Raw genomic sequence first — 26,400 nt, 5'->3', positions numbered from 1 at the left:
ACTACGACGCTAAGTCGTTATGCATCACGACGACGTGGAGCGGCAGCTGCGCCTTCTTCACGACGTGGACCACGGCTACCTTCACGGTTAAATGTACGTCCACCGCCTTCACGACCACCTTCACGGCGTTCAGAAGAGAAGCGACGACCACCTTCACGGTTAGCTGCGCCCGGACCGCCAGCACCTGGACCACGACGCTCACCGCCAGCTGGACGACGATCACCACGGCCTTCGTTTGGCTGTGCATCACCCAGCAGCTGCATATTCATCGGTTTGTTCAGAATACGCGTACGGGTGAAGTGCTGCAGCACATCGCCTGGCATGCCTTTCGGCAGCTCGATAGTTGAGTGGGTGCCAAACAGCTTGATGTTACCGATATAGCGGCTGCTGATGTCGCCTTCGTTAGCGATAGCGCCAACAATGTGACGAACTTCAACACCATCATCGCGGCCTACTTCAATGCGGTACAGCTGCATTTCACCAACGTCACGACGTTCGCGACGTGGACGGTCGCCATCACGGCTTTCGCGGTTTTCACGCGGAGCACGATCGCCACGCGCTTCACGGCTGTCACGACGGCCATCACGCTCGTCACGATCGCGGTATTCGCGACGTGCAGGACGTGGTGCTTCTGGTGGCAGAATCAGAGGACGTTCGCCCTGTGCCATCTTCAGCAGTGCAGCTGCCAGAGTTTCCAGATCCATTTCATCTTCTGGCTGCATTTTAGCCAGCAGAGCACGGTACTGATCCAGATCGCTGCTTTCCAGCTGCTGCTGTACTTTCGCGGCAAATTTAGCCAGACGACGCTCACCCAGCAGTTCTGCGTTAGGCAGTTCAACTTCAGGAATGGTCAGCTTCATCGTACGTTCGATGTTACGCAGCAGACGACGCTCGCGGTTCTCAACGAACAGCAGCGCACGGCCAGCACGACCGGCACGACCGGTACGGCCGATACGGTGAACGTAAGACTCTGAATCCATCGGGATGTCGTAGTTCACAACCAGGCTGATGCGCTCAACGTCCAGGCCACGGGCCGCAACGTCGGTTGCAATCAGGATGTCGAGACGACCATTTTTCAGGCGTTCCAGCGTCTGCTCACGCAGTGCCTGGTTCATGTCACCGTTCAGCGCGGCGCTGTTATAGCCACTACGCTCCAGCGCTTCTGCCACTTCAAGCGTCGCGTTTTTAGTACGCACGAAGATAATAGCAGCATCAAAGTCTTCAGCTTCCAGGAAGCGAACCAGTGCATCGGTCTTACGACCATAAGCAGTCCAGTAGCTCTGGCTGATATCAGGACGCGTGGTCAGGCTTGACTGAATACGCACTTCCTGTGGATCTTTCATGAAGCGTTTAGTGATACGACGAATCGCTTCCGGCATAGTTGCAGAGAACAGCGCAGTCTGATGATCCGCTGGAATCTGTGCCATGATGGTTTCAACGTCTTCGATGAAGCCCATACGCAGCATTTCATCAGCTTCATCCAGCACCAGACCACGCAGGTTAGACAGGTCTAACGTACCGCGTTTCAGGTGGTCAAGCAGACGACCAGGCGTACCTACAACAACCTGTGGACCCTGACGCAGTGCGCGCAGCTGCACGTCATAACGCTGGCCGCCGTAAAGGGCGACGACGTTCAGGCCACGCATGTGTTTAGAGAATTCGGTAACTGCTTCAGCAACCTGTACCGCCAGTTCGCGGGTAGGTGCCAGCACCAGGATCTGTGGCGCTTTAACAGTAGGATCAATGTTGTGTAACAGCGGCAGAGAGAAAGCCGCAGTTTTACCACTCCCGGTCTGCGCCATGCCTAACACGTCACGGCCCGCCAGCAGGTGAGGAATACACTCAGCCTGGATTGGGGATGGCTTTACGTAGCCCATGCCATTCAGTGATTCAAGGATGTCGGCGTTCAGGCCAAGGTCAGCAAAAGTGGTTTGAATATCAGTCATGTAGTACACGTGCCTCTTAGATTGCGGCGGCCAGTCTACATAACTCGTCGTGAAAACTTTCAGTCATTTTCATCAAAAAGTGTGAACCGGCTCAAATTAAAAGTTTTGACGAACAGAAAAGCCTTCATCCTTTAAGATGATGACTTAACAGGTTTTACAGGCAAATTAAGTTCGTCAGCTATTGCTGGTCAGATTCTGATAAATCGTCTTGTGCCTGGCCGAGTTGCGCCAGTTCCAACAATGCGTATCGGTGTTCAACAAAGTTATTGACGTTGTTGGCCACCGCCAGTTTGAACAACGCTTTCGCGTCGTCCTTCTCCCCCAGACTTAGGTAGTACTTACCTAAATAGAAGTTGGTTTCACTGAGATGTTCAGCGAGCGAGGTGTTATCCGTTGCGTCCGCCTTGAGACTTTCCATCAACGTTTTCTCGTTGATATCTCCAAGGTAGAACTCGACAATATTCCATCCCCATTGATCTTTCGCCGCTTTGTCGTAACGCTGTTGAAGCGCCACTTTTGCCTTGTCAGCATCCATCTCACGTTCAACGAGATAGAGCCACAGACTGCGGAAAGGATCGTTAGGATCGTCTTGATAAAACGCCAGCAGATCATCTTGCGCTAACTTGTATCGACCGCCGTAATAGAGGGCGATACCACGGTTTAAATGCGCATAGTTGTAAGTTGGATCAAGCTCAAGTACAGAATCAAACGCGTCATAGGCGGCATCAAAGTTGCCCGCCTGCGTTAAATATATGCCTAAGTAGTTAAACACTTCGGGCATATCTGGTCTTATAGACAGCGCTTGCGAAAAATCGTTCCGCGCTAATGCCCGCAGACCTAAACTATCATACAACACTCCGCGCTCATATAACAGCTGTGCGCGTTCATCATCGGTGAGAGCGCGACTGGCAAGAATTTGTTCCATGCGCGCCAGTATCACTTCCTGCTGCAGTGTGGGCTGTAAAGGCACTGCAAGAACTTCGTTCTTACGCCAATTGGAGTTGCTGCATCCTGCCAGCGTCAAAGCTGTCGCAACAAAACACCAGCGCAGAAAAGGCTTCATTTCCCACTCCCGAATACAAACATTGGGATAACCATCCTGTCATCCGCCTGCTGTGCACAAGGATTCCCGCCCTCGCGATGATACAAACGCCCCTCTCTGCCAGGCAAAGAGGGGCAAACCAGCAACGTCTTATTCCGCGTCAGGTGTAATCACCGCTGCAGCTTCTTCAGTCTGCGGCTTAGATTCTGTCGCTTCTTTGATGCTCAGACGTACGCGGCCCTGGCGATCAACTTCCATCACCTTAACCGGCACTTCCTGACCCATCTGCAGATAATCAGTCACTTTCTCAACGCGCTTATCAGCGATTTGTGAAATGTGAACCAGACCTTCTTTACCACCACCGATAGCGACGAAGGCACCGAAGTCAACGATGCGGGTCACTTTACCACTGTAAACGCGGCCCACTTCGATTTCTGCAGTGATCTCTTCGATACGACGAATCGCTTCTTTCGCTTTCAGACCATCGGTCGCAGCAATTTTAACGGTGCCGTCATCTTCAATTTCAATCGTTGTGCCGGTCTCTTCGGTCAGTGCACGAATCACTGAGCCGCCTTTACCAATCACATCTTTGATCTTGTCAGAGCTGATTTTGATGGTGTAGATGCGTGGAGCAAATTCAGAAATCTCGGTACGCGGTGTGCTGATAGCCTGTTCCATAACGCCGAGGATGTGCAGACGCGCACCCTTAGCCTGGTTCAGCGCTTCCTGCATGATTTCACGCGTGATGCCTTCGATTTTGATGTCCATCTGCAGCGCGGTGATACCTTCACGGCTACCGGCTACTTTGAAGTCCATGTCGCCCAGGTGATCTTCATCGCCCAGGATGTCAGACAGAACCACAAACTTCTCATCTTCTTTCACCAGACCCATTGCGATACCCGCAACGGCGGCTTTGATTGGCACACCTGCATCCATCAGCGCCAGTGAAGCACCACAGACAGAGGCCATTGAAGAAGAACCGTTAGATTCGGTGATTTCAGACACTACACGCACGGTGTAAGGGAAATCTTCCGCTTTTGGCATAACGGCTAACACGCCACGTTTCGCCAGACGACCGTGACCAATTTCACGGCGCTTAGGCGAACCTACCATGCCGGTTTCGCCGACAGAGTACGGAGGGAAGTTGTAATGGAACAGGAAGCTGTCGGTACGCTCGCCCATCAGCTCATCCAGGTTCTGCGCATCGCGGGTTGTACCCAGCGTGGCCGTAACCAGCGCCTGCGTCTCACCACGGGTGAACAGTGATGAACCATGGGTACGTGGCAATACGCCAGTACGCACGTCCAGACCGCGGATCATATCTTTTTCACGGCCATCGATACGTGGCTCGCCATTCAGGATACGGGTACGAACGACGGTTTTTTCGAGGCTATGCACGATATCGCCGATTTCTGAACCATCCAGCGTTTCATCTTCAGCCAGCAGAGCAGCAATGGTTTCGTCTTTAATGACGCCAACCTGCGTGTAACGCTCCTGCTTGTCAGTGATGCGGTAAGCATCGCTGATGCGCGCTTCTGCCAGGGCAGCAACACGAGAAATCAGTGCGGTGTTAGCCGCTTCTGGCTGCCAGTCCCAGCGTGGTTTGCCAGCTTCTGCAACCAGGGCATTGATGTTTTCGATAACAATCTGCTGCTGATCGTGGCCAAAGACCACAGCGCCCAGCATCTGCTCTTCTGACAGGATCTCAGCTTCAGATTCAACCATCAGAACGGCATTCTGCGTACCCGCAACAACCAGATCCAGACGAGACTGTTTCAGCTCATCTGCAGTTGGGTTCAGAACATATTGATCGTTAATATACCCTACGCGCGCTGCACCGATTGGGCCATTGAACGGCAGACCTGACAGCGCCAGCGCGGCAGAAGCACCCATCATCGCAACGATGTCCGGGTGAACCTGTGGGTTAACAGAAACCACGGTTGCAATAACCTGGACTTCATTAACAAAGCCTTCCGGGAACAGTGGACGAATCGGGCGGTCAATCAGACGCGAAATCAGCGTTTCGCCTTCGCTTGGACGGCCTTCACGACGGAAGAAGCTGCCTGGGATACGACCAGCAGCGTAAGTACGCTCCTGATAGTTTACGGTCAGTGGAAAGAAGTCCTGACCTGGTTTAGATTTTTTCTGACCTACAACAGTGACGAACACTGCAGTATCGTCCATGCTCACCATTACAGCGGCAGTCGCCTGGCGAGCCATCATGCCGGTTTCCAGCGTGACGGTATGTTGACCATATTGGAATTTGCGTACGATCGGATTCAGCAAAGTCAAAGTCCTTAACTTCGGGGCATGGCTATCTGTAGCCCGCCATTGATTACCAATCTTCAGCTGCATCCTCGCGACTAATGACAACCCTCGACCGCCTCTGCGGTAAAGCCTCTCATTAGCCGCGCGAAATTCTGCAAACTAAAGATCACACTAAGCAACAATACATCAGTTTGGACCGGATTGCTGCCGATTGCTCGAAAAAAGGGGCCATAAAGGCCCCCTCTTCACGAAACTCGCACAAATCTGATCGTAAGCTGCACACAGTGCAAAAAACCACATAATGCCCCGACGATCAGATTTTTCAGACTTAGCGACGCAGACCGAGACTTTCGATCAGGCTGCTGTAGCGTGCAACGTCTTTACGCTTCAGGTAGTCCAGCAGCTTACGACGCTGAGATACCATGCGCAGCAGACCGCGGCGGCTGTGGTGGTCTTTTTTGTGCTCAGAGAAGTGACCCTGCAGATGGGTAATCTGCGCGGTCAACAGGGCAACCTGAACTTCGGTTGAACCGCTGTCGTTAGCACCACGGCCATATTTAGCAACGATCTCTGCTTTAGCTTCTACGCTTAGAGACATAATAAACTCCGGTAATAAATGAATGTATGGGTGCCGATCTCTAATTCAGCATCCCGCTTTAAAGCCGCACTATTCTACTCTGCGCCTGATAGCAACGCAAATGCCCCATCAGCGAAAAGTGGCCGCACGACTTAATCCTGATACTCAACCACTAAACGACGCGGCGCAAGACGCCCATCAGCGGCAATTTCTGCCATGCCGATAAACTTACGCGCTTCGCCTTCTGATACCCTGACCAGTCCCTGTGCAGGCGCATTACTCGCCTGTACTGGCTGTCCCAGACGGAACAAATCTGCCACGGCAGTCGGGATATTCACTTCAGGGAAATCAGAGGCCGGGCTGTCCATTGGCAGCAGCAGCGGATCAAGCTGCGATTCCAGTGAGATGCCAGCGTCAGTGGCTTCCGCCAGCAGGGTATTGAGCTGCTCCAGCGTCACCATCCTTTCATAGGGATAACGGGCAACCTGCACACGACGCAGCATGGTGACATGCGCACCGCATCCCAGCTTTTCACCCAGATCATCAATGATGGTGCGGATATAGGTGCCTTTGGAGCAGTGAATTTCCAGCTCCAGCTCATTATCCTGCCAGCGAATAAACTGCAGCTCATAGACCGTAATCGGACGCGGTTCACGCTCGATCACAATGCCCTGACGCGCATACTCATACAGCGGACGACCCTGATGCTTCAGCGCCGAAAACATTGAGGGCACCTGCAGCGTATCGCCGCGGAAGCTCTCCAGGGCGCTATCGAGTTCGGCCTGACTGAAGCTGACCGGACGCGTCTGCACGATGTTGCCATCGGCGTCTGACGTGTCAGTCCTCTCGCCCAGTCGGGCTATCACACGGTAGCGTTTGTCGGAATCCAGCAGATATTGAGAAAACTTGGTTGCTTCACCCAGGCAAATTGGCAACATGCCAGTGGCCAGGGGATCAAGCGCGCCGGTATGTCCTGCGCGATTAGCGTTGAAGATACGCTTTACTTTCTGCAGGACATCATTCGACGAGACGCCTTGTGGCTTATCCAGCAACAACACGCCATGGACGTCGCGACCGCGACGACGCGGACGACTCATTACGCCTCCTCGTCATCGCCAGTGGCGTCAGGACCACGACGTTCAGCATCATTCTTCACAACGCTGGTGACGAGATTGGACATACGCATCCCTTCAACTAACGAGTTATCGTAGAAGAAGGTCAGCTCAGGCACGATGCGCAGACGCATCGCTTTACCCAGCAGAATGCGAATATAACCTGACGCTTCTTTCAGCGCTTTCAGGCCATGTTTAATGGCATCTTCATCTTTGTCGTTGAGGAAAGTGACGAACACTTTTGCGTAGGCAAGATCGCGTGACACTTCAACGCCAGACACCGTGACCATCATGCCGAGACGTGGATCTTTAATCTCACGCTGCAGGATCATCGCAATCTCTTTTTGCAGCTCTTGTGAAACGCGCTGCGGGCGACCAAATTCTTTCGCCATCATTATTTCTCCCAAATAATTCGGGAGGCCAGAGGCCTCCCAAATTGCAACACATCAGCAGTCTATTACTCGATGGTGCGTTTAATTTCGATGATTTCAAACACTTCGATCATATCGCCAACGCGAACGTCGTTGTAGTTCTTCACGCCGATACCGCACTCCATGCCGTTACGCACTTCGTTGACGTCATCTTTAAAGCGACGCAGAGATTCCAGCTCGCCTTCGTAAATCACCACGTTGTCACGCAGGACACGGATTGGATTGTGACGTTTGATGTTACCTTCCGTCACCATACAACCGGCAATGGCGCCAAACTTCGGTGATTTGAATACGTCGCGGACCGCAGCCAGACCAATGATCTGCTGTTTGTACTCTGGTGCCAGCATACCGCTCATCGCCGCTTTAACTTCGTCAATCAGGTTATAGATGACAGAGTAGTAGCGCAGATCCAGGCTTTCTGCGTCAATGACGCGACGCGCAGAGGCATCGGCACGAACGTTGAAGCCAAGCAGAATGGCGTTAGAAGCAGCCGCCAGGGTCGCATCGGTTTCGGTAATCCCGCCGACGCCTGAACCCACAATCTTCACCTTCACTTCATCGGTGGAGAGTTTCTGCAGAGAATCAGAGATGGCTTCGACAGAACCCTGAACGTCAGCTTTCAGAACGATGTTCAGTTCAGATACTTCGCCTTCGGTCATGTTAGCAAACATGTTCTCGAGCTTAGATTTCTGCTGGCGAGCCAGTTTAACTTCGCGGAATTTGCCCTGACGATAGAGTGCAACTTCGCGTGCTTTCTTCTCGTCACGTACCACAGTCGCTTCATCACCCGCAGCCGGCACACCGGACAGGCCCAGAATCTCAACCGGGATAGACGGACCCGCTTCCATGACTTCGCGACCCAGCTCGTCACGCATTGCACGAACACGGCCATATTCGAAACCACAAAGAACGATGTCGCCTTTATTCAGCGTACCTTCACGTACCAGCACGGTGGCAACCGGACCACGACCTTTGTCGAGGAACGATTCAATCACCACGCCGCTCGCCATACCTTCACGGATAGCGGTCAGTTCCAGAACTTCCGCCTGCAGCAGGATAGCGTTTAACAGATCATCAATGCCGGTACCCGCTTTCGCAGAGACATTCACGAACATGTTTTCGCCGCCCCACTCTTCCGGAATGATACCGTACTGAGTCAGTTCGTTTTTAACACGATCCGGATCCGCTTCTGGCTTATCGCACTTGTTCACGGCAACCACAACCGGCACTTTCGCGGCTTTGGCGTGCTGAATAGCTTCAACAGTCTGTGGCATTACGCCATCGTCTGCTGCAACCACCAGGATAACGATGTCGGTAGCCTGCGCACCACGTGCACGCATCGCGGTAAACGCGGCGTGGCCCGGGGTATCCAGGAAGGTGACCATACCGTTGTCAGTTTCAACGTGGTAAGCACCGATGTGCTGTGTAATGCCGCCCGCTTCGCCAGAGGCGATTTTAGTGGAGCGGATATAGTCCAGCAGAGACGTTTTACCGTGGTCGACGTGGCCCATGATGGTGACAACCGGCGCACGAGACTCCTGCGCAGCATCGGTATCACGATCGTCCATTACCGCTTCTTCCAGCTCGTTTTCACGACGCAGGGTTACTTTGTGGCCCATCTCTTCGGCAACGAGCTGTGCAGTTTCCTGATCGATCACCTGGTTGATAGTCGCCATTGCGCCCATCTTCATCATCGCTTTGATGACCAGAGAACCTTTCACTGCCATTTTGTTAGCCAGTTCGGCTACGGTAATGGTTTCGCCAATCACAACATCACGGTTAACAGCCTGCGCTGGCTTGTTGAAGCCCTGCTGCAGTGCGCTAGGTTTGCGATGCTTGCCGCCTTTACCACCACGAACCTGCGCACGCGCTTCTTCACGGTCAGTTTTGGCTTCAGAGTGTTTGTTGCCTTTTTTCGCCGGACGCGCAGCTTTAGCAGTCGTCCGCGCACGCGCACGACCTGCTTCAACCTGACGGTCGTTTTCATCTTCCGCCTGACGGGCATGGGTAGAAGTGGTGACGTGATAGTCGCCTTTATCCTCTTCTTCCGGTTTTTCCCATTCAGCTGATTTCTCTTCAGCCAGACGGCGGGCTTCTTCGGCTACGAGGCGGGCAGCCTCTTCCAGCTTACGGCGCGCTTCTTCTTCAGCTTTACGCTTCAGTTCAGCAGCTTCTGCTTCGCGACGGGCTTTGTCTGATTGCGCAGCCTTTGTCACTTCGTCGGTAGGTTGATTTGTCACTTTGTCATTTTCCGCTGCTGCACGTTTGGCCTTATCAGCGGCTTCGCGCCTTGCTTTGTCTTCGGCTTCACGTTGCGCTTTCTGTTCAGCTTCGCGACGGGCTTTTTCTTCAGCCTCGCGTTGCGCCTGCTCTTCCGCTTCACGCTGCGCCTCGGCTTCAGCTTCTGCCTGAGCTTGCTCAGACTCTGCATCACCTTTCACATAGGTACGCTTTTTGCGGACTTCAATTTGCACCGACTTACTTTTACCCCCGGTGCCTGGAATATTCAAGGTGCTGCGCGTTTTACGCTGCAATGTCAGCTTAGCTGAACCGACCTGACCGTGTTCACGGTTCAGATGAGATAGTAAGGTTTCTTTCTCTTGCTGGCTCACCGCGTCATTTTCAGACTTAGGGATACCCGCATCAGCAAATTGCTGTACCAGGCGATCGACCGGAGTCTGAATTTCTGCGGCCAGCGATTTTACGGTTACATCTGTCATGCTGTTCCTTCCTGTTATTACGCGTCATCGCCGAACCAGCAGATATTACGTGCGGCCATAATCAGCGCGCCGGCTTGTTCATCAGACAGGCCTTCAATATCCGTCAGATCGTCAACACCTTGCTCAGCGAGATCTTCCAGCGTGCAAACGCCTTTCGACGCCAGGCGGAACGCCAGCGCACGATCGAGGCCTTCAAGATTCAGAAGATCCTCAGCGGGCTCCTGATTTCCAAGACTCTCTTCTTTCGCCAGTGCCAGGGTGGTTAACGCATTTTTTGCTCGTTCACGCAGGGCTTCAATGGTCTCTTCGTCGAGGCCGTCGACTTCCAGCAGCTCGTTGATTGGCACGTATGCCAGCTCTTCCAGCGAGGAGAAGCCCTCTTCCACCAGTACGGTGGCGAACTCTTCGTCGATGTCGAGATGTTTAGTGAACATATCGATCGCTGCATGTGCTTCAGCCTGATGCTTAGCCTGCAGATCATCGACGGTCATCACGTTCAGCTCCCAGCCACTCAGCTGCGAAGCGAGACGCACGTTTTGGCCGTTACGGCCGATCGCCTGAGCCAGATTGCCAGCTTCTACGGCGATATCCATGGTGTGATTATCTTCATCAACCACGATTGACGCCACATCGGCCGGAGCCATGGCGTTGATAACAAACTGTGCCGGGTTATCGTCCCACAGCACGATATCAATACGCTCGCCACCCAGTTCACTGGAAACTGCCTGAACACGCGCGCCGCGCATGCCCACACAGGCACCGACCGGATCGATACGTTTGTCGTTGGTTTTGACTGCAATTTTAGCGCGCGAACCCGGATCACGGGCGGCTGCTTTAATTTCAATCAGTTCTTCGCCAATTTCTGGCACCTCGATCCGGAACAGTTCAATCAGCATTTCGGGTTTGGAACGCGTGACGAACAGCTGCGCGCCACGCGCTTCCGGACGTACAGAGTAGAGTACGCCACGAATACGATCGCCCGGGCGGAAGTTTTCACGCGGCAGCATATCTTCGCGCAGAATGACTGCTTCGGCATTGCTGCCTAAATCGAGGGAAATGTTGTCGCGGTTAACTTTTTTCACCACACCGGTGATGATTTCGCCTTCCTGCTCACGGAACTGATCAACCACCATTGCGCGCTCAGCTTCGCGCACTTTTTGCACGATAACCTGCTTAGCAGTCTGGGTGGTGATACGGTCAAAGGTGACCGATTCAATCTGATCTTCGACATATTCGCCCAGATTGAATGCTTCATCTTCGAAGCGGGCCGCATCCAGCGTGATCTCGCGCGTCGGCTGTGTTACCTCTTCAACGATTTCCCAGCGGCGGAAAGTATCGAAATCGCCACTGCGGCGATCAATGCTGACGCGTACCTCAATTTCCTGCTCGTACTTTTTCTTGGTCGCAGTCGCCAGCGCGCTCTCCAGCGCTTCGAAGATTTTCTCACGCGGCAGGGCTTTTTCGTTAGAAACGGCTTCTACAACAGCTAAGATCTCTTTGTTCATCCTGGTTAGCCTCAATCCGGACTTTTAAAAGTGGGGGACCAGGTTCGCTTTCTGAATATTACTCAGCGCGAACACTTCATCGCTACCCTCAACGTGCACCGTGATCATCTCGCCATCAACTGACTTGATGGTTCCCTGCCATTTACGGCGGTTCTGAACGGCCATACGCAACACCAGGCTCACTTCTTCACCCATAAAGCGGGTGTAGTGTTCAGCGGTGAACAGAGGACGATCGAGTCCCGGTGAAGAGACTTCAAGGTTGTAAGGAACAGTAATAGGATCTTCAACATCCATTACCGCACTTACCTGGTGGCTGACATCGGCGCAATCATCGACATTGATGCCATCTTCACTATCAATATAGATGCGCAGGATAGATGTGCGACTACGAACGAATTCAATTCCAACCAGTTCGTAACCCAGCGCTTCTACGGGAGCCGATACCAACTCTGTCAATTTTTGCTCTAATGTGGACAAGCCCACCCCCAAGACATAAAAAAAGGGCCTATAGCCCAGTATTACGATTCGCTAATAACAAAAAACCCCGAATATTCGGGGCTTTTAATCACTGGACCCTGTATGCCGCAATGCGGCCCGGACTCCATCCAAAGAATTTTCTTTCAAAAAATAGCCGTGAATGCGTCCGTCGATGCATACAGTATATTTGAAAAAGAACTCAAAGGGAAAGTGGTTGCGGGGGCCGGATTTGAACCGACGACCTTCGGGTTATGAGCCCGACGAGCTACCAGGCTGCTCCACCCCGCGTCCGAAAACGTGGCGAATAATACGCCAGACCTGCAAAAAATGCAAGTGATACTACGATTTGGTACCGAGGACGGGACTTGAACCCGTAAGCCCAATCGGGCACTACCACCTCAAGGTAGCGTGTCTACCAATTCCACCACCACGGCACTGCACTGACCACAACGATTCGTTGTGCTGACGACCTTACTTAGGAATATCGCTGCCCGGTGTAACCGGTTGAGCTGGCTTTTCAGTCTGTTGAGAAGACTGCGCCGGCGCAGAAAGATTTTCCCACTCACTTCCTTTTGACGCTTTATTGCTGTTCAGATTACCCAGAACCAGGCTGATGATGAAGAACAATGCCGCTAAAATGCCAGTAGTACGGGTCATGAAATTACCTGAACCCGACGAACCAAACACTGTACCGGATGCGCCTGCACCGAATGAGGCTCCCATATCAGCGCCTTTGCCTTGCTGCAGCATGATCATACCCACGAGGGCGATAGCTACAATAAGGAAAACAACTAAAAGAGCTTCGTACATATTCAACCTGTTCCTTGCACGATAATCGTACAGTTAAAGCTTCACCAGTATTGATGGGGAGTCTCGTCATCACCCATCAGAAGCGGGTGTGAATACTAACCAAAGGCGCATATCTCTGCAAGTGCAATTTTTACTACCCGAACTGATTGCAGAAAAAAGCGCCATCCCGGTGATTTTACAGGCAGTTCCACACTCTGCAGACTGCCTGTTGCGGTTTTAAACGGCCTTGACCTGATCGGCGATGCGATTCGCCAGTTCGGTGACCTGCGCCTCATTTTCGCCTTCGACCATCACACGAATCAATGGCTCGGTGCCGGACTTACGCAGCAGAACACGTCCGCGACCTGCCAGCGCTTTTTCCACTTCCGCGGTCACGGTTTTGACGGCATCGCTTTGCAGCGGATCATGTTCACCTGAAAAGCGCACGTTGACCAGAACCTGCGGCAGCATTTTCATACCACTGCAGAGATCGTGCAGGCTCATGTGGTTGCGCACCATTGCAGTAAGTACTTGCAAACTTGCAACGATACCGTCGCCGGTCGTGGTTTTATCGAGCAGGATCACATGACCGGAGTTCTCAGCACCGAGACGCCAGCCCTTCTCCTGCATCTTCTCCAGCACATAACGGTCACCCACTTTGGCGCGGGTAAACGGAATGCCAAGCTGCTTCAGCGCTAACTCCAGTCCCATGTTACTCATCAGCGTACCCACTACACCGCCGCGTAACTGTCCCTGGCGCAATGCTTCACGTGCAATGATATAGAGGATCTGGTCACCATCCACTTTGTCGCCCAGATGGTCAATCATCATGATACGGTCGCCGTCGCCGTCGTAGGCCAGACCAATATCAGCTTTCTCGGCCAGCACACGCTGCTGCAGCAGTTTGAGATCGGTTGCACCGCACTCTTTATTAATGTTCATGCCATCTGGCTGGACACCAATAGCAATGACGGTCGCACCCAGTTCACGCAATACATTCGGCGCGATGTGGTAGGTGGCACCATTGGCACAGTCGACCACAATCTTCAGGCCATTCAGATTCAGTTCGCTGGGGAATGTCCCTTTGCAAAACTCAATGTAACGCCCTGCGGCATCCACGATGCGGCTGGCACGGCCTAACTGCGCTGATTCAACACAGGTAATCGGCTTTTCCATCTCCAGCTCAATCGCTTCTTCAACGTCATCAGGCAATTTGGTGCCTTCGGAGGAAAAGAACTTAATCCCGTTGTCGTCAAACGGGTTGTGCGACGCCGAAATCACAATGCCCGCCTCTGCGCGGAAGGTGCGGGTCAGATAGGCGATGGCGGGCGTCGGCATTGGGCCGGTAAACGCCGCTGTCAGGCCTGCCGCAGCGAGGCCTGCTTCCAGCGCGGACTCCAGCATGTAGCCAGAGATACGGGTATCTTTACCAATAATGATCTTCTTAGAACCATGGCGCGCCAGCACTTTACCTGCGGCCCAGCCGAGCTTCAGGACAAAATCGGGGGTAATGGGGGTTTCACCGACTTTGCCGCGAATGCCGTCTGTACCGAAATATTTACGATTACTCATGATACTCCTTTTGCTCTTCGGGTCGCTTCGACCACGCGCATCGCTTCGGCCGTCTCTTTTACGTCATGCGCGCGAATAATCTGCGCGCCCTGCATGGCAGCAATCACCGCGCAGCTCAGGCTGCCGGTTAAACGCTGTGATGGGCCGACATTTAACAGCTGACCAATCATTGATTTACGCGACATCCCAACCAGCAGCGGCAGACCGAAGTGGTGAAAATCGCCCAGATGAGCCAGCAGTTCATAATTGTGGCTGAGATTTTTACCGAAACCGAAGCCCGGGTCGAGTATCAGCCGCTTTTTTTTAATTCCCGCCGCTTCACAGCGTGCAATCTGCTGAGCGAAGTAAGTGTCCACTTCGCTTAAGATGTTTTCGTAAACCGGTGCCTGCTGCATGGTGCGCGGCTCGCCCTGCATATGCATTAAACAGACGGGAAGTCCGGTAGCGGCTGCAGCATCGAGCGCGCCTGGTTCAGTGAGTGAACGAACGTCATTAATGATGTGAGCACCCACTCGCGCAGCTTCCCGGATAACCTCGGCTTTAGAGGTGTCCACTGAGATCCAGACTTCGAAACGCTGGGCGATGGCTTCGACCACCGGAATCACCCGCTCCAGCTCTTCCTCCACACTCACTTCATCAGCGCCAGGACGGGTTGATTCACCGCCCACATCGATAATGGTGGCACCTGCATTAACCATCTCATTGGTATGCGTCAGCGCATCAACCAGCGCGTTATGTTTACCACCATCTGAAAAGGAGTCCGGCGTGACATTCAGAATGCCCATCACATGAGGAAAAGATAAATCGAGATGGGAATCACGGGCAAACAACTTCATGGTGAAAACTCCTTGCTGATCAATATCTGGATGTAAAAAACCCCGGACCAGCCGGGGTTTTGTCTGACGATGTTGCGTCTTATTTGTTGTACTGCTCTGACATGGTATTGCCTGGGTTTGGCGTACGCGGTTCATCAACCGGACGTGGCGCCTTTGGCGTACCGTTGCTGTCTGAGTTGCTGCCTGGATCTTCCCAGCCTGCTGGCGGACGCACTTCGCGGCGTGCCATCAGATCGTCGATCTGCGGTGCATCAATGGTTTCATACTTCATCAGCGCGTCTTTCATCGCGTGAAGGATGTCCATGTTCTCACCCAGAATGCGGCGAGCACGCTGGTAGTTGCTGTCGATCAGGTGTTTGACTTCCTGGTCGATGATGCGGGCAGTTTCATCAGACATGTGTTTCGCTTTCGCGACAGAACGTCCAAGGAACACTTCACCCTCTTCTTCTGCATACAGCAACGGACCCAGTTTTTCAGAGAAGCCCCACTGCGTCACCATGTTACGTGCCAGGTTAGTCGCGACTTTGATGTCGTTAGACGCACCGGTAGAAACACGTTCTGCACCGTAGATGATCTCTTCTGCCAGACGACCGCCGTAAAGCGTTGAAATCTGGCTTTCCAGTTTCTGACGGCTGGCGCTGATCGCGTCGCCTTCAGGCAGGAAGAAGGTCACACCCAGCGCACGGCCGCGCGGGATAATCGTAACTTTATGGACCGGATCATGCTCTGGTACCAGGCGACCAATAATCGCGTGGCCGGCTTCGTGGTAAGCCGTTGACTCTTTCTGCGATTCCGTCATCACCATGGAGCGACGTTCCGCACCCATCATGATTTTATCTTTCGCTTTCTCGAACTCAACCATCGACACCACACGCTTGTTTGAACGGGCGGCGAACAGCGCTGCTTCGTTGACAAGGTTGGCCAGATCGGCACCGGAGAAGCCTGGGGTACCACGTGCAATGATCGCTGCATCAATATCAGTAGCCAGTGGCACACGACGCATATGCACTTTCAGGATCTGCTCACGACCGCGTACATCGGGCAGGCCTACAACAACCTGACGGTCAAAGCGGCCCGGACGCAGCAGCGCAGGGTCCAGTACGTCAGGACGGTTAGTCGCGGCGATAACGATAATACCTTCGTTACCTTCGAAACCATCCATCTCAACCAGCATCTGGTTCAGCGTCTGCTCACGTTCATCATGACCACCGCCTAAACCGGCGCCACGCTGACGACCAACGGCATCGATTTCATCGATGAAGATGATGCACGGTGCCGCTTTCTTAGCCTGTTCGAACATGTCGCGCACACGGGATGCACCAACACCGACAAACATTTCCACAAAGTCAGAACCGGAGATAGTGAAGAAAGGCACCTTCGCTTCGCCAGCAATCGCTTTGGCGAGCAAGGTTTTACCGGTACCCGGTGGCCCCACCATCAGAACGCCTTTTGGAATTTTACCGCCCAGCTTCTGGAAACGGCTCGGCTCACGCAGATATTCCACCAGCTCAGCCACTTCATCTTTCGCTTCGTCACAACCTGCGACGTCAGCGAAAGTGGTTTTAATCTGGTCTTCCGTCAACATGCGGGCTTTGCTTTTGCCGAAGGACATCGCGCCCTTTCCGCCACCGCCCTGCATCTGACGCATAAAGAAGATCCACACACCGATCAGCAGCAGCATCGGGAACCACGAAATGAAGATTGAAGCCAGCAGGCTTGGTTCTTCCGGCGGTTCGCCAACCACTTTGACGTTTTTGGTCAAGAGGTTATCGAGCAACTTAGGATCATTGACAGGAATGTAGGTGGTATATTTATTGCTGTCTTTTTTGACAACGTTAATTTCACGCCCGTTAATGCGTGCCTCGCGGACCTGATCCTGGTTCACTTCCGACAGGAAGGTTGAATAATCAACCCGACGGCCATTCGACTCGCTGGGCCCAAAGCTCTGGAATACTGACATCAGCACGACCGCGATGACTAACCAGAGAATCAGGTTTTTCGCCATGTCACTCAAGGGATTAACCTCATATTACATCGGTGTTAACAGATAGCGTAGGGTACTATAGTTCCTGCATACATGGAATCGCAGCAACGCTGCGGACTTCTCCAGCAATTTGGTTATAGTTTGCGCCCAGTCGCCACAATGTACACTTCACGTGAACGAGAACGTGAAGCGTCCGGCTTACGAATTTTTACTTTCGTAAACAGGGAGCGAATTTCCCGCAGGTATTCATCGAAGCCATCTCCCTGAAACACTTTCACTACAAAACTGCCGCCAGGTGCCAGGATATCCCGACACATCTCCAGCGCCAGCTCCACTAAATACATCGACCGGGGAATATCTACGGCAGGTGTACCACTCATATTCGGCGCCATGTCGGACATGACAACCTGAACTTTCTGATCGCCAACGCGCTCAAGCAGCGCATTGATCACCGATTCTTCACGAAAATCGCCCTGAAGGAAATCGACACCGACTATTGGATCCATTGGCAGGATATCACAGGCAATGACGCGCCCTTTGTTCCCGATTTGCTGTACCACATATTGCGACCAGCCACCGGGTGCGGCACCCAGATCTACCACGGTCATACCGGGTTTGAACAGCTTGTCACCCTGTTGTATTTCATCAAGTTTAAACCAGGCGCGCGAGCGCAACCCTTTTTTATGCGCCTGGAGCACATATTTATCGCTAAAGTGTTCCTGAAGCCAGCGGCCGGAGCTGGCTGAACGCTTTTTACCCGTCATATTATTTCCAACTAAATCGTCATCGTAGCGATAAACCTGCACGCAATGGGTTGCGTCGATTTGGTGATATACCCGAGATGGCGGTAGAATGAACCGTTTTCAATCCCTGAGTAAGTAAAAAACTACGATGAATCTAAGTACCAAACAAAAACAGCACCTCAAGGGCCTCGCCCATCCACTCAAGCCAGTGGTTATGCTGGGTGGCAACGGCCTGACTGAAGGCGTGCTGGCCGAAATCGAGCAGGCTCTGGCGCATCACGAACTGATCAAGGTAAAAATCGCCTCAGAAGATCGTGAAACGAAACAGCTGATCGTTGAGGCTATCGTGCGTGAGACCGGTGCCAGCAACGTACAGGTGATCGGCAAAACGCTGGTGCTGTATCGCCCCTCTAAAGAGAGCAAAATTTCTCTGCCACGTTAAGTGGGCAAAGAAAGTGACATGCTCTTACCTCAGATAAAAGGCCGCGATGCGGCCTTTTTCTTTTCTTTACATTGTGCTTTAACGCTTTTCAAAGCGTAGCAACATCTTAAAGGTATTCCACCTTCAGGATTTCGTACTCAACGTCGCCGCCTGGGGTTTTAACAATAGCCACATCATCGGCCTCTTTTCCCACCAGGCCACGCGCCATTGGCGAATTGACCGAAATCAGATTTTGCTTAAAGTCCGCTTCGTCATCGCCCACGATACGATAAGTCGACTCTTCGTCGGTCTCGACATTCAGTACGGTCACCGTTGCGCCGAAAATTACGCGGCCAGTTTTAGGCATCTGGGTGACGTCGATCACCTGCGCATTGGAGAGTTTGGCTTCAATCTCCTGAATACGCCCTTCACAAAAACCCTGCTCTTCACGCGCAGCATGGTATTCCGCGTTCTCTTTTAAATCGCCGTGTTCGCGTGCGTCAGCGATAGAGGCGATAATGCGCGGGCGCTTCACGGTTTTCAGCTCGTTCAGCTCTTCGCGCAATCTTTCAGCGCCTCTTAACGTCATCGGAATCTGATTCATTTAAGCTCCTCGCCCTCTTTCCTGTTAACGATGTCATCCTGACCGGTGACTGCAGAAAAAAGCGTTCTGCGGCACATTAGCCCGTTTTTGCAAATAAAAGAATCCTGACCCGGAGATGCTTCCAGGCCAGAAAAGAGTTTTGCAATTTGATACGTATTTTACCCCAGAGTTCACTGCGGGTCATCGTTTACTTTGCACCGTCCGGCAACGTAGTATTGACGCCCTCACCTGCCAGTTACCGCGAGATTATGCGATTTTCACGACTTGTTACCGGATTAAGCTGTGCATTTATGCTGCAGGCACACGCAGCGCCAGTTGATGAATACATGCAGTACCTGCCAGATGGTGCCAATCTGGCGCTGATGGTCCAGAAAGTGGGTGCTTCAACACCGATCATTGATTATCACGGAAAACAGATGGCCCTGCCCGCCAGTACCATGAAAGTGGTGACGGCGCTGGCGGCATTACTGGAACTGGGTGGCGATTTCCGTTTTCAGACCACTTTTGAGACTCGCGGCGCCATTATAGATGGCACCCTGAACGGCGATTTAGTCGCACGTTTCGGCGGTGATCCCACTTTAACCCGTCAGGATCTGCGCAACATGGTCGCGGCGATTAAGAAGCAGGGTATTAACCATATCAAAGGCAATCTGGTTATCGACACGTCCGTGTTTGCCAGTCACGACATGGCGCCGGGCTGGCCGTGGAACGATATGACTCAGTGCTTCAGCGCCCCGCCGGGTGCAGCGATTGTTGATAAGAACTGTTTCTCGGTATCGCTCTACAGCGCGAATACGCCGGGTGAAAATGCCTTTGTTCGCATCGCCTCCTATTATCCGGCGCATATGTACAGCCAGGTCCGCACCATCGGCCGCAACAGCGGCGAAGGGCAATATTGTGAACTGGATGTGGTGCCGGGCGAGTTGAACCGCTACACGCTGACTGGCTGTATGCGTCAGCGTGCCGAACCGCTGCCGCTGGCCTTTGCCGTGCAGGATGGTGCGGCCTGGGCTGGCGAGATTCTCAAGGCGGAACTGCGGTCGTCAGAGATTGATTACAGCGGGCATCTGGTGCGTCAGACGCAGGTCACGGAGCCAGGCACCGTACTGGCATCGACCCAGTCCGCGCCGCTGCATACGCTGCTGCACACCATGCTGAAGAAGTCAGACAACATGATTGCCGACACGGTGTTCCGCACTATTGGTCATCACTACTTCAACGTACCAGGAACCTTCCGTGCCGGGCAGGATGCGGTTCGTCGTATCCTGAAAGCGAAAGCCAACGTCGATATGGGCAACAGCATCCAGGTCGATGGTTCCGGCCTGTCGCGCCACGACCTGATTTCGCCGCAAACCATGATGCAGGTGTTGCAGTTCATTGCGAAGAATGACAACACGCTGGATTATATTTCGATGCTGCCGCTGGCTGGCTATGATGGCACGCTGCAATATCGGGGCGGACTGCATGAAGCAGGACTGGATGGCAAAGTCTCGGCGAAAACCGGTTCACTGCAGGGCGTCTATAACCTGGCGGGCTTTATCACTACCTCCAGTGGCGCGCGGGTGGCGTTCGTTCAGTTCCTTTCCGGGTATGCGGTACCGCCGGAAGATCAACGTACCCGTCGTATTCCCCTGGTGCGTTTCGAGAGCCGACTCTACCGCGATATCAATCAGAACAACTGATTACGCAGTAATAAAAACGCAGCAGGTGATCAACCTGCTGCGTTTTTTTATGGCTGAACGCTTCAGAAGCAGATATCAGCGTCGCCCTGAAGAGCAGGCTCCAGAAAGAACAATGCCCCCTTTCATTCCTGAAAGGGGGCATCCTATATCACGCTGTAGCAGACGCGCGGTTAACGCTGATAGATGATTTCAACACCTTCGTCGTCTTCATCATCCCAGTCGTCATCCCACTCTTCATCTTCCACTTCGACCGTGTTTTCAATGGTTTCTTTGTGGTAATCGTCCCACATAAACTCCACTTTTTCCGGCTGTTTCTCTTCAAGCTCGGCTTCTTTCGGGTTGGCATTGATGAAGCTCATCACGTCCCAGCAGAGTTCGTTGACACCAGTACGGCTTGCGGCAGAGATCAGGTAATACTTATCTTCCCAGCCCAGCGCTTCAGCAACGGCTTTTGCCCGTGACTGCGCTTCTTCTTCGCTAATCAGATCAATCTTGTTGAAGACCAGCCAGCGTGGCTTGTTGAACAGCTTCTCGCTGTACTTTTCGAGCTCGCCGAGAATAATGCGGGCATTTTCAACCGGATCGCTTTCATCGATCGGATCGATGTCGATCAGGTGCAGCAATACGCGGCAACGCTCAAGGTGTTTCAGGAAGCGGATACCGAGGCCAGCACCGTCTGCTGCGCCTTCAATCAGGCCAGGAATATCAGCCACGACGAAGCTCTGCTCGCTGTCCATACGGACTACGCCCAGGCTCGGCACAAGCGTGGTAAATGGATAGTCCGCCACTTTTGGTTTGGCAGCTGAAACAGCACGGATAAAGGTTGATTTACCGGCGTTCGGTAAGCCCAGCATCCCAACATCTGCCAGCAGCATCAGCTCCAGCTGCAGGTCACGTTTTTCACCTGGAGTACCCATCGTTTTCTGACGAGGACTGCGGTTCACTGAGGATTTGAAGCGCGTGTTGCCCAGACCATGCCAGCCGCCCTTGCCGACCATCAGTTTCTGGCCGTGACGCGTCATGTCACCGAGTGTCTCACCGGTACCCTGATCGATAACCCGGGTGCCGACCGGCACTTTAACTTCGATATCTTTACCGCGTTTGCCTGTACAGTCGCGGCTCTGGCCGTTCTGTCCGCGCTCTGCCCGGAAAGATTTTTCGAAACGATAATCGATAAGGGTATTGAGGTTTTCATCAGCGATCAGATAAACATCACCGCCGTCACCGCCATCACCGCCATCAGGGCCGCCTCTCGGGATATATTTTTCGCGGCGGAAGCTCACGCAACCATTACCGCCATCACCGGCGACGACCAAAATTGTCGCTTCATCTACAAACTTCATTTTCTATCTCCGTCACACAATCGTCTGCAGCACTCTGCAGACGGGTCCGCCAGGGTCTTCTGCGCTGACCAGCGGCGGATAAATCAGGATTGGCTTTCGCCAGTGCGTACACAAAGTGTACAGCAAACTTTTGTGATGCGTCGCTTTTACCGCAACAGACCGCAGAATGTAAAAAGCCCCGCAGGAGCTGCGGGGCCTTCAATTCGTGCGTTCAGACGTTAAACGTCTGCGTCACGACAACCTTACTCAGCAACGATGCTGATGTATTTACGGTTGTTCGGACCTTTAACTTCGAACTGTACTTTACCGTCTGCGGTAGCAAACAGGGTGTGGTCACGACCACAACCTACATTGGTACCGGCGTGGAATTTGGTGCCACGCTGACGAACGATGATGCTACCTGCCAGAACAGATTCGCCACCGAAACGCTTTACACCCAGACGTTTTGCATTGGAGTCACGACCATTTCGAGTCGAACCACCAGCCTTTTTATGTGCCATTTGTCAGATCTCCTCTTACGCCGTGATACCAGTGATTTTCACATCAGTGAACCACTGGCGATGGCCTGCTTGCTTACGGTAGTGCTTACGACGACGAAACTTAACAATCTTAATTTTCTCGCCACGACCGTGAGCAACAACTTCTGCCTTGATCATTCCGCCTGAAACCAGTGGCGCGCCGATTTTCACGTCTTCGCCATTAGCAATCATCAGAACCTGGTCAAACTCAATCGTTTCACCGGTTGCGATGTCCAGCTTTTCCAGGCGAACGGTCTGACCTTCGCTAACTCGGTGTTGTTTACCACCACTTTGGAAAACCGCGTACATATAAAACTCCGCTTCTGCGCTTGCCTTTTAGTTCATCAGGCGGCGCGCTAAATATTCACAATAGGGCGCGAATTCTACGCAAAACTCCAGAAGAAGACAAGAGCACTTTGCACACTCTTGCAGAAAAAAAACACAGGCTGAATGCAACCGTTTCTCAGGCACAAAATTCAAGTACAATCAGTAACAGATTACCTGAACGCTGGCTGAGTAAACCACTTACCATGGCAGAGATAACGAGTCATAGCTGAAAAGACGAATGAACTTAGAACAGATTAATGAATTAACCGCACAGGATATGGCTGCCGTTAACCAGACCATCCTCGACCAGCTGAATTCAGATGTCTCGCTCATCAACCAGTTGGGCTATTACATCATCAGTGGTGGGGGCAAGCGTATCCGTCCCATGATTGCCGTGCTCTCCGCACGTGCCATGGGCTACAAGGGCGACCTGCACGTGACCAATGCGGCGCTGATCGAATTTATCCACACCGCCACGCTGCTGCATGACGATGTCGTGGATGAATCCGATATGCGTCGTGGCAAAGCGACCGCTAACGCGGCGTTTGGCAATGCGGCAAGCGTGCTGGTCGGTGACTTTATTTATACCCGCGCCTTCCAGATGATGACCAGCATGGGTTCGCTGCGTATCCTGGCGCTGATGTCAGAGGCAGTAAACGTCATTGCTGAAGGTGAAGTCCTGCAGCTGATGAACGTCAATGATCCCGACATCACTGAAGAGAGCTACATGCGCGTCATTTACAGCAAGACAGCGCGTCTGTTTGAAGCCGCCTCGCAGGCTTCTGCAATTCTGGCTGAAGCCACACCTGAAGAGGAAAAAGCCCTGCAGGATTATGGGCGCTATCTGGGTACGGCTTTCCAGTTAATTGACGACTTACTGGATTACAGTGCTGATGGTGAAACGCTGGGTAAAAATACTGGCGATGACCTGAGTGAAGGCAAACCCACCCTGCCACTGCTGCATGCGATGCAGCACGGCTCGCCTGAACAGGCGAAGATGATCCGTGAAGCCATTGAACAGGGAAATGGCCGCCATCTGCTGGAACCCGTACTGGAAGCGATGAATCAGTGTGGTTCTCTGGAGTGGACGCGCAGTCGTGCCGAACAGGAAGCGGATAAAGCCATTGAAGCCCTGAGAATTCTGCCGGAATCGCCATGGCGCAGTGCCCTGGAGTCGCTGGCGCACATGTCAGTTCAGCGCGATTTTTGATCCCTCACGGAGCCTTCCGGGCTCCGTTTTCATCTCATCCGTCCCCATTATTCTTATTTCCTGCAAGCATTTGCACACCTTTTGCGAGTCATCCCACAGACCCGGCGCTGGATCTAAAAATAACTGGAAATTAATGGAAACTTTTTGCTATAAAACCCCTGTTCTTTCCAGATGGCACTAAAAAGGAAAGCCAACGTCCTGCTGGACGACGCAATGACAAGGAAAAGGAGAACAGGTTATGGAAAAAATAAAGGAAGACTGGCATCCGGCTGACATTATCGCGGCGCTGCACAAACGCGGTATGACGCTGGCAGCACTATCACGCGCATCGGGTCTGAGTTCGTCAACACTGGCTAATGCGCTGACGCGCCCGTGGCCCAAAGGAGAATGGCTGATCGCCGACGCGCTAACGATTCACCCGAGTGAGATCTGGCCCAGTCGATATTATGATCCCCACACCCACCGCCTGCTGGATCGCAGAAAACGTATCCGGACGCCTGCAGCGCATTCCGACAGCAACTGAGACCGCAGGCTATTTTCAGGCGAAAAAAAAACCAGCCCTGAAGGGGGCTGGCTTTTTGAGTGCATCAGCAGACTTACTCTTCGCTGACACGCTCGATGTTCGCGCCCATTGCTTTCAGTTTATCTTCGATGTGCTCATAGCCACGATCGATGTGATAAATGCGATCAACGAACGTCGTGCCTTCCGCAATACAACCCGCCAGAACCAGGCTGGCAGAAGCACGCAGATCGGTCGCCATCACCTGCGCACCTGACAGGGTTTCAACCCCATGACAGATTGCCGTGTTGCTCTCAATCTCAGCATGTCCGCCCATGCGAATCAGTTCAGGGATATGCATAAAACGGTTTTCGAAAATGGTTTCGGTAATCAGACCCGTGCCTTCCGCAACCATGTTTAACAGGGTGAACTGTGCCTGCATATCTGTCGGGAACCCCGGATGCGGAGCGGTGCGCACGTTAACCGCTTTTGGTCGCTTGCCGTGCATGTCCAGACTGATCCAGTCTTCACCGGTTTCAATATCGGCACCCGCATCACGCAGCTTAGCCAATACAGCATCCATGGTATCTGGCTGGGTTTTGTGGCACATCACTTTGCCGCCTGAAATGGCAGCAGCCACCAGGAAGGTACCGGTTTCGATACGATCGGGCAGAACGCGATAAACACCGCCACCCAGACGCTCAACGCCTTCAATGGTGATTTTGTCGCTACCTGCGCCACTGATTTTGGCACCCAGGGTGTTAAGGAAGTTGGCGGTATCGACAATTTCCGGCTCACGTGCCGCATTCTCAATCACAGTGGTGCCCGTCGCCAGCGTCGCTGCACTCATGATAGTGACCGTTGCGCCAACGCTGATTTTGTCCATGACAATCAGCGCGCCTTTCAGGCGTCCATTGACTGAGGCTTTAACGTAGCCCTCTTCCAGTTTGATCTCAGCACCCAGCTGTTCCAGACCGGTGATATGCAGATCAACCGGACGCGCGCCGATAGCGCAGCCACCCGGCAGAGAAACCTGACCCTGACCAAAACGCGCCACCAGCGGACCCAGCGCCCAGATTGAGGCACGCATGGTTTTGACCAGGTCATAAGGCGCACAAAACACATCTACCGCACTGGCATCGACATGCACAGAACCGTTGCGTTCGACCTTCGCACCCAGCTGGCTCAGCAGTTTCATGGTGGTATCAATGTCGCGCAGCTTTGGCACGTTCTTAATCTCTACCGGCTCTTCAGCCAGCAGGGCAGCAAACAGAATAGGAAGTGCGGCGTTCTTTGCCCCGGAAATGGTGACTTCACCACTTAAACGGGTGGGGCCTTGCACACGAAATTTTTCCATCAACACGGCTCTCGATTAACTAGCTAAAAATTGGACTCGCTCACGGCGAGTTCACCACGCAGAAGGATCAGAAACCGTTGAGTTTACGGTCACGTGCCCATTCAGCGGGAGTATAAGTTTTGATAGAGACAGCATGCATGCGGTTATCCGCGATGAATTCCATCAGCGGCGCATAGACAGCCTGCTGCTTTTTCACGCGGCTCAGTTCGCCAAACAGTTCGCCTACGGCGATCACCTGAAAATGGCTGCCATCGTTGCTCATCACATGAACTTCGTCTAAAGGCAATGCGGCCATCAGCACGGCCTGAATTTCACTGTTTTCCATTGGGCTTAACTTCACTTAATAATAATAAGGCTGACATAGTAGAGGAAAGCGGCTGACTCTTAAATACGCAAAAGCCCCTGCTGGAAACAGGGGCTTAGCATAACAACCGGAA

At 52.9% G+C, this 26,400-nt stretch carries 25 protein-coding genes and 2 tRNA genes; 4 read left to right on the top strand and 23 right to left on the bottom strand.

Features of this window, described 5'->3' with window-relative positions; genetic code table 11:
- Window positions 1-17: 17 nt before the first annotated feature.
- The 17 genes from LQK91_RS11450 to rlmE all read right to left on the bottom strand — a co-directional run bounded on the left by LQK91_RS11450 (window position 18) and on the right by rlmE (window position 18,023).
- Complete coding sequence (locus LQK91_RS11450; RefSeq protein ID WP_105099503.1) at window positions 18-1,946, bottom strand: DEAD/DEAH family ATP-dependent RNA helicase; 1,929 nt, start codon at window positions 1,944-1,946, stop codon at window positions 18-20.
- Between the two features lie 16 nt (window positions 1,947-1,962).
- Window positions 1,963-2,019, bottom strand: coding sequence for a protein YrbN (gene yrbN / locus LQK91_RS22080; protein ID WP_098053093.1), 57 nt, complete (start codon window positions 2,017-2,019; stop codon window positions 1,963-1,965).
- A 105-nt stretch (window positions 2,020-2,124) separates the two neighbouring features.
- Window positions 2,125-3,009, bottom strand: coding sequence for a lipoprotein NlpI (gene nlpI, locus LQK91_RS11445; protein ID WP_003851059.1), 885 nt, complete (start codon window positions 3,007-3,009; stop codon window positions 2,125-2,127).
- A 129-nt stretch (window positions 3,010-3,138) separates the two neighbouring features.
- On the bottom strand, window positions 3,139-5,274 hold the full coding sequence (gene pnp / locus LQK91_RS11440) for a polyribonucleotide nucleotidyltransferase (protein ID WP_003851060.1): 2,136 nt from the start codon (window positions 5,272-5,274) through the stop codon (window positions 3,139-3,141).
- 310 nt (window positions 5,275-5,584) lie between these two features.
- A complete protein-coding gene (gene rpsO, locus LQK91_RS11435) occupies window positions 5,585-5,854 on the bottom strand; it encodes a 30S ribosomal protein S15 (RefSeq protein WP_003851063.1) in 270 nt (89 codons plus the stop codon).
- Window positions 5,855-5,985: 131 nt separating this feature from the next.
- Window positions 5,986-6,930, bottom strand: a complete 945-nt coding sequence (gene truB, locus LQK91_RS11430; RefSeq protein WP_003851064.1) for a tRNA pseudouridine(55) synthase TruB — start codon at window positions 6,928-6,930, stop codon at window positions 5,986-5,988.
- Window positions 6,930-7,337, bottom strand: coding sequence for a 30S ribosome-binding factor RbfA (gene rbfA, locus LQK91_RS11425; RefSeq protein ID WP_033731320.1), 408 nt, complete (start codon window positions 7,335-7,337; stop codon window positions 6,930-6,932). Before rbfA ends, truB begins: the two co-directional genes overlap by 1 nt.
- A gap of 65 nt (window positions 7,338-7,402) precedes the next feature.
- Entirely contained in the window at window positions 7,403-10,096 is a 2,694-nt protein-coding gene (infB, locus tag LQK91_RS11420; protein ID WP_003851068.1) for a translation initiation factor IF-2, read from the bottom strand.
- 17 nt (window positions 10,097-10,113) lie between these two features.
- Window positions 10,114-11,601, bottom strand: a complete 1,488-nt coding sequence (nusA, locus tag LQK91_RS11415; protein WP_003851070.1) for a transcription termination factor NusA — start codon at window positions 11,599-11,601, stop codon at window positions 10,114-10,116.
- A gap of 24 nt (window positions 11,602-11,625) precedes the next feature.
- The gene (gene rimP, locus LQK91_RS11410) at window positions 11,626-12,078 is read right to left on the bottom strand and encodes a ribosome maturation factor RimP (protein WP_010251795.1); all 453 of its coding nucleotides are present in this window, start codon (window positions 12,076-12,078) and stop codon (window positions 11,626-11,628) included.
- Between the two features lie 211 nt (window positions 12,079-12,289).
- Window positions 12,290-12,366: transfer RNA gene (locus LQK91_RS11405), tRNA-Met, on the bottom strand.
- Window positions 12,367-12,425: 59 nt separating this feature from the next.
- A tRNA-Leu gene (locus tag LQK91_RS11400) sits at window positions 12,426-12,512 on the bottom strand.
- 37 nt (window positions 12,513-12,549) lie between these two features.
- On the bottom strand, window positions 12,550-12,888 hold the full coding sequence (secG, locus tag LQK91_RS11395; protein ID WP_003851074.1) for a preprotein translocase subunit SecG: 339 nt from the start codon (window positions 12,886-12,888) through the stop codon (window positions 12,550-12,552).
- Between the two features lie 216 nt (window positions 12,889-13,104).
- Window positions 13,105-14,439, bottom strand: coding sequence for a phosphoglucosamine mutase (gene glmM / locus LQK91_RS11390; RefSeq protein WP_003851080.1), 1,335 nt, complete (start codon window positions 14,437-14,439; stop codon window positions 13,105-13,107).
- Entirely contained in the window at window positions 14,436-15,275 is an 840-nt protein-coding gene (gene folP / locus LQK91_RS11385; RefSeq protein WP_039658941.1) for a dihydropteroate synthase, read from the bottom strand. Before folP ends, glmM begins: the two co-directional genes overlap by 4 nt.
- Before the next feature lie 79 nt (window positions 15,276-15,354).
- The gene (gene ftsH, locus LQK91_RS11380; RefSeq protein ID WP_033743100.1) at window positions 15,355-17,280 is read right to left on the bottom strand and encodes an ATP-dependent zinc metalloprotease FtsH; all 1,926 of its coding nucleotides are present in this window, start codon (window positions 17,278-17,280) and stop codon (window positions 15,355-15,357) included.
- 113 nt (window positions 17,281-17,393) lie between these two features.
- Window positions 17,394-18,023: a 23S rRNA (uridine(2552)-2'-O)-methyltransferase RlmE gene (gene rlmE / locus LQK91_RS11375; protein ID WP_008925419.1), complete on the bottom strand. Its 630-nt coding sequence runs from the start codon at window positions 18,021-18,023 to the stop codon at window positions 17,394-17,396.
- 127 nt (window positions 18,024-18,150) lie between these two features.
- Here rlmE and yhbY point away from each other — a divergent pair, with 127 nt between their 5' ends.
- Complete coding sequence (gene yhbY, locus LQK91_RS11370; RefSeq protein ID WP_008925418.1) at window positions 18,151-18,444, top strand: ribosome assembly RNA-binding protein YhbY; 294 nt, start codon at window positions 18,151-18,153, stop codon at window positions 18,442-18,444.
- A 106-nt stretch (window positions 18,445-18,550) separates the two neighbouring features.
- Here the strand turns inward: yhbY and greA are convergent, their stop codons facing one another.
- Window positions 18,551-19,027 carry a transcription elongation factor GreA gene (greA, locus tag LQK91_RS11365; RefSeq protein WP_003851087.1) on the bottom strand — a complete coding sequence of 159 codons (477 nt, stop codon included), beginning with the start codon at window positions 19,025-19,027 and terminating at the stop codon, window positions 18,551-18,553.
- Window positions 19,028-19,275: 248 nt separating this feature from the next.
- On the opposite strand from greA, the gene dacB reads away from it, so the two are divergent.
- Window positions 19,276-20,709, top strand: a complete 1,434-nt coding sequence (dacB, locus tag LQK91_RS11360; protein WP_033743117.1) for a serine-type D-Ala-D-Ala carboxypeptidase — start codon at window positions 19,276-19,278, stop codon at window positions 20,707-20,709.
- A 170-nt stretch (window positions 20,710-20,879) separates the two neighbouring features.
- Here dacB and cgtA read toward each other — a convergent pair whose 3' ends face one another.
- The 3 genes from cgtA to rplU form a co-directional block, all read right to left on the bottom strand.
- Window positions 20,880-22,052: an Obg family GTPase CgtA gene (cgtA, locus tag LQK91_RS11355; RefSeq protein WP_003851092.1), complete on the bottom strand. Its 1,173-nt coding sequence runs from the start codon at window positions 22,050-22,052 to the stop codon at window positions 20,880-20,882.
- A gap of 242 nt (window positions 22,053-22,294) precedes the next feature.
- Window positions 22,295-22,552 (bottom strand): 50S ribosomal protein L27, encoded by a 258-nt coding sequence (rpmA, locus tag LQK91_RS11350; RefSeq protein WP_003851093.1) that lies wholly within the window; start codon window positions 22,550-22,552, stop codon window positions 22,295-22,297.
- 15 nt (window positions 22,553-22,567) lie between these two features.
- Entirely contained in the window at window positions 22,568-22,879 is a 312-nt protein-coding gene (gene rplU / locus LQK91_RS11345) for a 50S ribosomal protein L21 (protein WP_008925416.1), read from the bottom strand.
- A gap of 256 nt (window positions 22,880-23,135) precedes the next feature.
- Here rplU and ispB point away from each other — a divergent pair, with 256 nt between their 5' ends.
- Both ispB and LQK91_RS11335 read left to right on the top strand, forming a co-directional pair.
- Complete coding sequence (gene ispB / locus LQK91_RS11340) at window positions 23,136-24,107, top strand: octaprenyl diphosphate synthase (protein ID WP_008925415.1); 972 nt, start codon at window positions 23,136-23,138, stop codon at window positions 24,105-24,107.
- Between the two features lie 238 nt (window positions 24,108-24,345).
- On the top strand, window positions 24,346-24,630 hold the full coding sequence (locus LQK91_RS11335; RefSeq protein ID WP_003851095.1) for a helix-turn-helix domain-containing protein: 285 nt from the start codon (window positions 24,346-24,348) through the stop codon (window positions 24,628-24,630).
- A 73-nt stretch (window positions 24,631-24,703) separates the two neighbouring features.
- Here LQK91_RS11335 and murA read toward each other — a convergent pair whose 3' ends face one another.
- Complete coding sequence (gene murA / locus LQK91_RS11330; RefSeq protein ID WP_008925414.1) at window positions 24,704-25,963, bottom strand: UDP-N-acetylglucosamine 1-carboxyvinyltransferase; 1,260 nt, start codon at window positions 25,961-25,963, stop codon at window positions 24,704-24,706.
- A gap of 67 nt (window positions 25,964-26,030) precedes the next feature.
- Window positions 26,031-26,288 carry a BolA family iron metabolism protein IbaG gene (gene ibaG / locus LQK91_RS11325; RefSeq protein ID WP_003851098.1) on the bottom strand — a complete coding sequence of 86 codons (258 nt, stop codon included), beginning with the start codon at window positions 26,286-26,288 and terminating at the stop codon, window positions 26,031-26,033.
- Window positions 26,289-26,400: the final 112 nt, after the last annotated feature.

Origin of the sequence: Pantoea sp. MHSD4, assembly GCF_021043305.1 — a bacterium.
Lineage (GTDB): Bacteria > Pseudomonadota > Gammaproteobacteria > Enterobacterales > Enterobacteriaceae > Pantoea > Pantoea eucalypti.
This window is presented reverse-complemented; position numbering and strand designations above follow the sequence as displayed.

Bases quoted from the DNA above. Each gene is read 5' to 3' on its own strand.
- dacB (WP_033743117.1), top strand. From the start codon at position 19,276: ATGCGATTTTCACGACTTGTTACCGGATTAAGCTGTGCATTTATGCTG.
- rbfA (WP_033731320.1), bottom strand. From the start codon at position 7,337: ATGGCGAAAGAATTTGGTCGCCCGCAGCGCGTTTCACAAGAGCTGCAA.
- ibaG (WP_003851098.1), bottom strand. From the start codon at position 26,288: ATGGAAAACAGTGAAATTCAGGCCGTGCTGATGGCCGCATTGCCTTTA.
- secG (WP_003851074.1), bottom strand. From the start codon at position 12,888: ATGTACGAAGCTCTTTTAGTTGTTTTCCTTATTGTAGCTATCGCCCTC.
- LQK91_RS11450 (WP_105099503.1), bottom strand. From the start codon at position 1,946: ATGACTGATATTCAAACCACTTTTGCTGACCTTGGCCTGAACGCCGAC.
- ftsH (WP_033743100.1), bottom strand. From the start codon at position 17,280: ATGGCGAAAAACCTGATTCTCTGGTTAGTCATCGCGGTCGTGCTGATG.
- rpsO (WP_003851063.1), bottom strand. From the start codon at position 5,854: ATGTCTCTAAGCGTAGAAGCTAAAGCAGAGATCGTTGCTAAATATGGC.
- LQK91_RS11335 (WP_003851095.1), top strand. From the start codon at position 24,346: ATGGAAAAAATAAAGGAAGACTGGCATCCGGCTGACATTATCGCGGCG.
- rlmE (WP_008925419.1), bottom strand. From the start codon at position 18,023: ATGACGGGTAAAAAGCGTTCAGCCAGCTCCGGCCGCTGGCTTCAGGAA.
- glmM (WP_003851080.1), bottom strand. From the start codon at position 14,439: ATGAGTAATCGTAAATATTTCGGTACAGACGGCATTCGCGGCAAAGTC.
- nusA (WP_003851070.1), bottom strand. From the start codon at position 11,601: ATGAACAAAGAGATCTTAGCTGTTGTAGAAGCCGTTTCTAACGAAAAA.
- cgtA (WP_003851092.1), bottom strand. From the start codon at position 22,052: ATGAAGTTTGTAGATGAAGCGACAATTTTGGTCGTCGCCGGTGATGGC.
- folP (WP_039658941.1), bottom strand. From the start codon at position 15,275: ATGAAGTTGTTTGCCCGTGATTCCCATCTCGATTTATCTTTTCCTCAT.
- nlpI (WP_003851059.1), bottom strand. From the start codon at position 3,009: ATGAAGCCTTTTCTGCGCTGGTGTTTTGTTGCGACAGCTTTGACGCTG.
- ispB (WP_008925415.1), top strand. From the start codon at position 23,136: ATGAACTTAGAACAGATTAATGAATTAACCGCACAGGATATGGCTGCC.
- yhbY (WP_008925418.1), top strand. From the start codon at position 18,151: ATGAATCTAAGTACCAAACAAAAACAGCACCTCAAGGGCCTCGCCCAT.
- rplU (WP_008925416.1), bottom strand. From the start codon at position 22,879: ATGTACGCGGTTTTCCAAAGTGGTGGTAAACAACACCGAGTTAGCGAA.
- rpmA (WP_003851093.1), bottom strand. From the start codon at position 22,552: ATGGCACATAAAAAGGCTGGTGGTTCGACTCGAAATGGTCGTGACTCC.
- truB (WP_003851064.1), bottom strand. From the start codon at position 6,930: ATGAGTCGTCCGCGTCGTCGCGGTCGCGACGTCCATGGCGTGTTGTTG.
- murA (WP_008925414.1), bottom strand. From the start codon at position 25,963: ATGGAAAAATTTCGTGTGCAAGGCCCCACCCGTTTAAGTGGTGAAGTC.
- infB (WP_003851068.1), bottom strand. From the start codon at position 10,096: ATGACAGATGTAACCGTAAAATCGCTGGCCGCAGAAATTCAGACTCCG.
- greA (WP_003851087.1), bottom strand. From the start codon at position 19,027: ATGAATCAGATTCCGATGACGTTAAGAGGCGCTGAAAGATTGCGCGAA.